The sequence below is a fragment of the Streptomyces sp. NPDC049597 genome (genome assembly GCF_040675505.1).
GTDB lineage: Bacteria > Actinomycetota > Actinomycetes > Streptomycetales > Streptomycetaceae > Streptomyces.
Window position 1 is genome coordinate 43,667 of record NZ_JBFAOY010000040.1, and the last position, 7,362, is coordinate 51,028.

The 7,362-nt window shown below is 72.1% G+C and carries 8 protein-coding genes; 7 read left to right on the plus strand and 1 reads right to left on the minus strand.

Features of this window, described 5'->3' with window-relative positions; genetic code table 11:
* Positions 1-75: 75 nt before the first annotated feature.
* On the minus strand, positions 76-1,749 hold the full coding sequence (locus AB0K02_RS30200) for an FAD-dependent monooxygenase (protein WP_365995751.1): 1,674 nt from the start codon (positions 1,747-1,749) through the stop codon (positions 76-78).
* Between the two features lie 258 nt (positions 1,750-2,007).
* Between AB0K02_RS30200 and AB0K02_RS30205 the strand changes: the two genes are divergently transcribed.
* The 7 genes from AB0K02_RS30205 (at position 2,008) to AB0K02_RS30235 (ending at position 7,277) form a co-directional block, all read left to right on the plus strand.
* A complete protein-coding gene (locus AB0K02_RS30205) occupies positions 2,008-3,129 on the plus strand; it encodes a SchA/CurD-like domain-containing protein (RefSeq protein WP_365995753.1) in 1,122 nt (373 codons plus the stop codon).
* 75 nt (positions 3,130-3,204) lie between these two features.
* Positions 3,205-3,645, plus strand: coding sequence for a cupin domain-containing protein (locus tag AB0K02_RS30210; RefSeq protein ID WP_307712967.1), 441 nt, complete (start codon positions 3,205-3,207; stop codon positions 3,643-3,645).
* The gene (locus AB0K02_RS30215; protein ID WP_365995754.1) at positions 3,642-4,910 is read left to right on the plus strand and encodes a beta-ketoacyl-[acyl-carrier-protein] synthase family protein; all 1,269 of its coding nucleotides are present in this window, start codon (positions 3,642-3,644) and stop codon (positions 4,908-4,910) included. The genes AB0K02_RS30210 and AB0K02_RS30215 overlap by 4 nt, the downstream gene beginning before the upstream one ends.
* Positions 4,907-6,154 (plus strand): ketosynthase chain-length factor, encoded by a 1,248-nt coding sequence (locus AB0K02_RS30220; protein WP_365995755.1) that lies wholly within the window; start codon positions 4,907-4,909, stop codon positions 6,152-6,154. Before AB0K02_RS30215 ends, AB0K02_RS30220 begins: the two co-directional genes overlap by 4 nt.
* A gap of 11 nt (positions 6,155-6,165) precedes the next feature.
* Positions 6,166-6,423 carry an acyl carrier protein gene (locus tag AB0K02_RS30225; RefSeq protein WP_365995756.1) on the plus strand — a complete coding sequence of 86 codons (258 nt, stop codon included), beginning with the start codon at positions 6,166-6,168 and terminating at the stop codon, positions 6,421-6,423.
* 1 nt (position 6,424) lies between these two features.
* Entirely contained in the window at positions 6,425-6,904 is a 480-nt protein-coding gene (locus AB0K02_RS30230; protein ID WP_365995757.1) for an SRPBCC family protein, read from the plus strand.
* Positions 6,905-6,944: 40 nt separating this feature from the next.
* The gene (locus tag AB0K02_RS30235; protein WP_365995758.1) at positions 6,945-7,277 is read left to right on the plus strand and encodes a TcmI family type II polyketide cyclase; all 333 of its coding nucleotides are present in this window, start codon (positions 6,945-6,947) and stop codon (positions 7,275-7,277) included.
* Positions 7,278-7,362 lie beyond the last annotated feature (85 nt).

Sequence of the window (7,362 nt, forward strand, 5' to 3'; positions counted from 1 at the left end):
TCCCCGGGAGTGCCCTTCCGGCCGGGCTCCGGCACGGGAAAGGGGAGACGGCGAGCCGTCTCCCCTCGGACGCTATCAGGCGCCCGCGGCTCGGCCGCGGCTCGTCGGTGAACGGTGGAGCACCGACTCCAGCACGTCGGACAGCACGGCTTCGGGGTCGGGTACGGAGCCCGGCGAGCGCCAGGCGACGAAGCCGTCCGGCCGTACCAGCAGGGCCCCTTCGCCGGTCGTACCGTGCGCGGCCCGCCAGTCGACGCCGGTCTCGGGCACCAGGTCGGCGCCGGGGCCTTCGCCGATGCGGTACACGTCGAGCGGGACGCGCATCCGGGCGGCGGCGTCCACGCCGGCCGCGTGCCAGGCGCCGCCGCCGGGGCCCGCGTCCGTCAGCAGGACGAAGGAGCGCTCGTAGAGGTCGAGGGTGGACACCATGCCGCTCTCGCCGCCGCGGCGCACCCACAGGTGCGGGGCGCGGCTGCCCGGTTCACCCGTGAGCTGCAGCCCCTGGGGGACGACGGGCAGTGCGGGGTCGGCGCCCAGGACCGCACCGCTGCGGTAGCGGTAGCCGAGGGCGACGGTCAGCATCCCGCTCTGCCTCCCGCCGCCGCTGGGGGCGGGCGCGTAGCCGGGGTGGCTGTGCTCCTCGGATCGGACGGAGGCCCGCTTGCTGGTGGCCACCGCGACCGGCCGGCGCTCGGCGTCGTAGGTGTCCAGCAGGCCGGGGCCCGCGTGGCCCTGCAGGACGGCGGCGAGCTTCCAGGCGAGGTTGTGGGCGTCCTGGATACCGGTGTTGGAGCCGAACGCGCCCGTCGGGGACATCTCGTGCGCGGAGTCGCCCGCGAGGAAGACACGGCCGTCGGCGTACCGTTCGGCGACCCGCTCGGCGGCGTGCCAGGGCGCCTTGCCGGTGATCTCGACGTCGAGGTCGAGGGCGCCGGTCGCGCGGCGGATGTGCTCGATGCAGCGCTCGTCGGTGAAGTCGTCGAGCGTCTCGCCGGTCTGGGGCTGCCACGGCGCGTGGAACACCCAGTTCTCGGCATTGTCCACCGGCAGCAGGGCGCCGTCGGCGGCCGGGTCGGTGAGGTAGCAGACGATGAAGCGGCGGTCCCCGACCACGGCCGCGAGGCCGCGCGAGCGGAAGGTGATGCTCACGTTGTGGAACAGGTCGCCCGGCCCCGACCGGCCGATGCCGAGCCGTTCGCGCACCGGGCTGCGCGGCCCGTCGGCGGCGACGAGGTAGTCCGCGCGTACGGTGCCGATCCGGCCCGTCATCCGGTCCTCGACGAGCGCCGTGACGCCCGCGCCGTCCTGTTCGAAAGAGCGCAGCTCGGTGGAGAACCGCAGATCGCCGCCGTACTTCGTGGCGTACTCCAGGAGCACCGGCTCCAGGTCGTTCTGACTGCACACGCACCAGGGGGCCGGGCTGAAGCGGGACGCGCCGCTGCTGTGCTGCACCTCCTTGATCAGCCATTCGCCGCCGCCGCCGGTGAGCGAGGGCGTCTGGAGGATGCCGTGGTTCTCGGCCAGGACCCGGCCGGCCTCACGGATGGGGTCCTCCACGCCGGCCGTGCGGAACAGCTCCATGGTGCGCACGTTGTTGCCGCGGCCGCGCGGGTGCATCGAGGTGCCCGCATGCCGTTCGACCAGCATGTGCTCGATGCCGAGCCGGCCGAGGAAGAGGGACGTGGACAGGCCCACCAGGGAGCCGCCCACGACGAGGACAGGTACGTGTACTTCAGCCTGTTTTTGCATCGAACAGCTCCTGCTGCGGCCGCCGGGAAGGGGACGACGTTTCCATGCCCCCGGAACGGCGCTTCGGGTCGCCGCTTCACCCGCCTGGTTCACACATCTCGCGCCACCGGTGGTACGTGGCGAGGATCGAGACCGGACCGCCACAGCCGTTGACGGCGATCGACGGACCGTACGCACCGGATCTCATGCTCGGGATCTTCCGAGGACCGGTGTCGTACGCCGGTGTGGCGGGCTCACTGTCCAAGGAGAGGCGTGACCATGACGACGCTGTCCGAACGTATATCCCAGTCGGCCTTCGACGGCTCCCGGCTGCGCGTGGTACTGATGCTCGATCTCTACGACGGGGCACAGCAGCAGTTCCTCGCCGCCTACGAGCACATGCGGCACCAGGTGGCGTCCGTCCCCGGCCACATCTCCGACCAACTGTGCCAGTCCATAGAGAACCCCTCGCAGTGGCTGATCACCAGCGAATGGGAGAGCGCCCCGCCGTTCCTCGCCTGGGTGAACAGCGAGGAACACCTGGAGACCGTCCAGCCGCTGCACGACTGCGTGCGCGACACCCGGTCCTTCCGTTACAGCGTGCTGCGCGAGACGGACGGGGCACGCACCCCGGTCTCGGCGAGGCGCCGCACGGGCACGCAGCCGGCGCCCCGCGTCGGTGACGGCGTCGTACGGCACGCCCTCACCTTCACGGTCAGGCCGGACTGCGAGCACAAGGTCGCCGAGATCCTCGCGGGATACACCTCCCCCGAGGCCCGGGTCGACGACACCACCCGGCTGCGCCGTACCTCCCTGTTCATGCACGGCAACCGTGTCGTGCGGACCGTGGAGGTGCAGGGCGACCTGCTGGCGGCACTGCGGCACGTGGCCCGCCAGCCCGAGGTGCGGGCGGTCGAAGAGGCCATCAACCCGTACCTGGAGCAGGACCGTGACCTCGACGACCCGAAGTCGGCCCGCGTGTTCTTCACGCGCGCGGCTCTTCCGGCCGTCCATCATCTGGCCACGACCGGCGGCAGGCCCCAGGACGTCGTGCGGCACGGTCTGTACTACCCGGCCAAGAAGGGCTGCGGCATGGCGCTGGCCAAGCTGCTGGCCCAGCAGGACGAGGCCGCCGCGGACGTTCCCGCGGGGCTCATCGACAGCAGCACCGTCTTCCAGCGCGACGACATCGTCGTACGGCTCGTCGACGCGCGCGGTCCGCTGGACACCGACCCGCTGCTCGCCCTCGGCGCGCGCGGCCCCCGCAAGGCCGACGTGCTGGCGCGCCTGCTGGATCTCGAAGCTCTCGGTGTGGACGGGTCGCTCACCGACGAGAAGGTGGCGGCGCGCCTCCTGGAGAGCGCCGACATGCGTCTGATCACCGACCGCCGCGCTTCCTGAACCGCGCCCGTCCGAGCGGAGCCGGGCACCGCGCACCGCGGCTGACCGACTTCCGGCCCTGTGGAGGAAACAGTCATGAGCACAACGCACCGCATCGTCGACCTCAGCGAGACCCAGCCCAACCGCCGGCGCGGTGGTGACCTGCGCGCCATGCTCACACCCACCGTGGTGGGGGCGACGAGCGGCTTCATGGGCCTCGCGATCGTCGAACCCGGAGACCGTATCGGCGAGCACTACCACCCGTACTCCGAGGAGTTCGTGTACGTGGTCGCCGGCGACCTCGAGGTCGATCTGGACGGCGAGACGCACCCGATCCGGACCGACCAGGGTCTGATGATCCCCCCGTACGTGCGCCACCGGTTCCGCAACGTGGGCCGCACCGAGGCCCGCATGGTCTTCCACCTGGGGCCGCTGGCCCCGCGCCCGGAACTCGGGCACGTCGACACGGAGGAGACCCCCGCCGCGGAGGGCACCGCGACGCACCGGCCCTCCGAGCCCACGGGAGCGGTTTCGTGAACAGACGTGTGGCGGTGACCGGTGTCGGCATCGTCGCACCCGGAGGCGTGGGCGCCCCGGCGTTCTGGGGCCTGCTCGCGGACGGCCGGACCGCGACGCGGGGCATCACCCTGTTCGACCCGGCGGGCTTCAGGTCCCGTATAGCGGCGGAGGTCGACTTCGATCCCGCGGTCCACGGCCTCGACGCCCAGCAGGTGCAACGGGCCGACCGGTACGTGCAGTTCGCCATCGTCGCGGCGCGTGAGGCGCTCGCCGACGCCGGTCTGGACATGGCGCGGGAGGATCCCTGGCGGATCGGGGTGTCCATGGGCACCGCGGTCGGCGGCACCACCCGGCTGGAGCACGACTACGTGGCGGTCAGCAGCTCGGGCCGCCGCTGGGACGTCGACCACAGCGAGGCGGGGCCGCATCTCCACCGGGCGTTCTCACCCAGCGCCCTCGCCTCGGAGATAGCCGAACTGACGGGCGCGCACGGGCCCGTGCAGACCGTGTCCACGGGCTGCACGTCGGGGCTGGACGCGGTGGGTTACGCGTTCCACGCCATCGAGGACGGCCGGGTCGACATCTGTGTCGCCGGCGCCTCGGACTCGCCGATCTCCCCGATCACCGTGGCGTGCTTCGACGCGATCAAGGCGACCTCACCGAACAACGACGACCCGGCGCACGCCTCGCGCCCGTTCGACGCCCACCGCGACGGGTTCGTGATGGGCGAGGGCGGCGCGGTCCTCGTGCTGGAGGAGCTCGAGCACGCCCGGGCCCGCGGTGCCCACGTCTACTGCGAGATCGGCGGCTACGCCACCTTCGGCAACGCCCACCACATGACCGGTCTCACCCGCGAGGGCCTGGAGATGGCGCGCGCCATCGACCATGCCCTGGACCACGCCCGGCTGAACGGGTCGGACGTCGACTATGTCAACGCCCACGGTTCCGGGACGCAGCAGAACGACCGGCACGAGACCGCCGCGGTCAAGAGGTCGCTCGGGCAGCACGCGTACAAGGTGCCGATGAGCTCGATCAAATCCATGGTGGGCCACTCGCTGGGCGCGATCGGCGCGATCGAGGTCGTCGCCTGCGTCCTGGCGCTCGTCCACCAGACGGTGCCGCCCACGGCGAACTACGAGACGCCCGACCCCGAGTGCGACCTGGACTACGTCCCGCGCACGGCACGCGAGAAGAAGCTGCGCACCGTGCTGTCGGTCGGCAGCGGGTTCGGCGGATTCCAGTCCGCGGTGGTGCTCACCAGGCCAGGTGGGAGGACACCATGAGCCCTCGTCAGAGCCGTCGCGCCGTCATCAGCGGCATCGGAGTCGTCGCCCCCGGCGGCGTGGGCGCCGACGCCTTCTGGAAGGCCATGCGCGAGGGGATCAGCGCGCTCGACCGCGTCACCCGCGAGGGCTGCGAGCACCTGCCGCTGCGCGTCGCGGGCGAGGTCCGGGATTTCGATCCGCAGGCGCTGGTCGAGCAGCGGTTCCTGGTCCAGACGGACCGGTTCACCCACTTCGCGATGGCGGCCGCCGACATGGCGCTGGCGGACGCGCGCCTGAACCCCGGGAGCCAGGAGGAGCCCTTCGCCGTCGGGGTCGTCACGGCGGCCGGATCGGGCGGAGGCGAGTTCGGCCAGCGTGAGCTGCAGCGGCTGTGGGGCCAGGGCTCGACCTATGTGGGCCCCTACCAGTCCATCGCCTGGTTCTACGCGGCGAGCACCGGCCAGATCTCCATCCGCGGCGGCTTCAAGGGGCCGTGCGGTGTCGTCGCCAGTGACGAGGCCGGCGGGCTCGACGCCCTGGCGCACGCCGCCGGCGCCGTACGGCGCGGTACCGACAGCGTGGTCGTCGGCGCGGCCGAGGCGCCGCTCGCGCCGTACTCGGTCGTCTGCCAGCTGGGCTACCGGGAGCTCAGCACGTCCGAGGAACCGGATCGGGCGTACCGCCCGTTCACGGCGCACGCCTGCGGGTTCGTGCCCGCGGAGGGCGGCGCCATGCTCGTCGTCGAGGACGAGTCCGCCGCCGTCGCGCGCGGCGCCACCGTGCGCGCCGAAGTGGCCGGGCACGGCGCGACGTTCACCGGCGCCTCACGGTGGGAGGAGTCCCGCGAGGGGCTCGCCCGGGCGATCCGCGGGGCGCTCGACGAGGCGGGCTGCGCGCCCGAGGAGATCGACGTGGTCTTCGCGGACGCGCTGGGGCTGCCGGACGCGGACCGCGCCGAGGCGCTGGCCCTCACCGACGCCCTCGGCCCGCACGGCAGCCGGGTGCCGGTGACGGCGCCCAAGACCGGCACCGGCCGGGCCTACTGCGGAGCACCGGTGCTCGACGTCGCCGCCGCGGTGCTCTCGCTGGAGCACGGCCTGGTCCCGCCCACCCCTCATGTGTTCGACGTCTGTCACGACATCGCTCTGGTGACGGGCACGGCACGGCCCGCCGAGCTGCGCACGGCACTGGTGCTGAGCCGGGGACTGATGGGTTCCAACGCGGCGCTCGTGCTCCGGCGCGACGCCGACAACCTCTCGTGAAGGAGGATCGCATGACCGCACGACTGACCGTCCAGGAGCTGTCCGCGCTGATGAAGAAGGGCGCCGGCATATCCGTCGACCCGGCCCAGATGGACAGCAACCCGGACATCCCGTTCGAGGCGTACGGCCTCGACTCGCTGGGCCTGCTCGGCATCGTCGGCGAGCTGGAGAACCGGTACGGCCGGGCGCTCCCGGTCGACGCCGACCGCTGCAAGACACCGCGCGAGTTCCTCGACCTCGTCAACGACACCCTGATGGCAGGAGCCTGAAATGGCCGGGCACACCGAGAACGAGATCACCATCGACGCACCCCTGGACCTGGTCTGGGAGGTGACCAACGACGTGGACCACTGGCCACAGCTGTTCACCGAGTACGCCTCCGTGGAGGTGATCGAACGGGAGGGCAACCGGACGGTGTTCCGGCTGACCATGTACCCGGACGAGAACGGCAAGGTCTGGTCCTGGGTCTCGGAGCGCGAGGCGGACCGGGCGGCCCTCACGGTGCGCGCCAGGCGCGTGGAGACCGGTCCGTTCGAGTACATGAACATCCTGTGGACGTACGCCGAGACGCCGCAGGGCGTCCGGATGCACTGGACGCAGGACTTCGCGATGAAGCCGGACGCCCCCGTGGACGACGCGTGGATGACCGACAACATCAACCGCAACTCCCGCACCCAGATGGCCCTGATCCGGGACCGCATCGAGCAGCGTGCCCGCGTCCGCGAGACCGCTCCGGTCACGCCGAACTGACGGCCTTCTCCCCCCGACGGCTTCCGAAGGGACGCCCCCGATGCACCAAGCACTGATCGTCGCCCGTATGGCACCCGGGTCCGCACCGGACATCGCCGAGGTGTTCGCGGCCTCCGACAGCGGTGAGCTGCCGCACCTCGTCGGCGTCCGCCGGCGCAGCCTGTTCCAGTTCGGCGACGTGTACCTCCACCTCATCGAGGCCGACCGGCCGCCCGGGCCGGCGATCGCCAAGGTGACCGAGCACGCCGCGTTCCGGGACGTCAGCGAACGCCTTGCGGCCTTCGTCAGTCCCTACGATCCGCAGACCTGGCGGAGTCCGAAGGACGCGATGGCCACGCAGTTCTACTCCTGGCAGAGCGACAAGGACGCCTGAGCGCGCACGACACCAGCAGCCGGCCCCGCGGATCACCGCGGGGGCCGCGGGGGGGGGGGGGGGCGCCCCATGGGCGGGGGGCCGC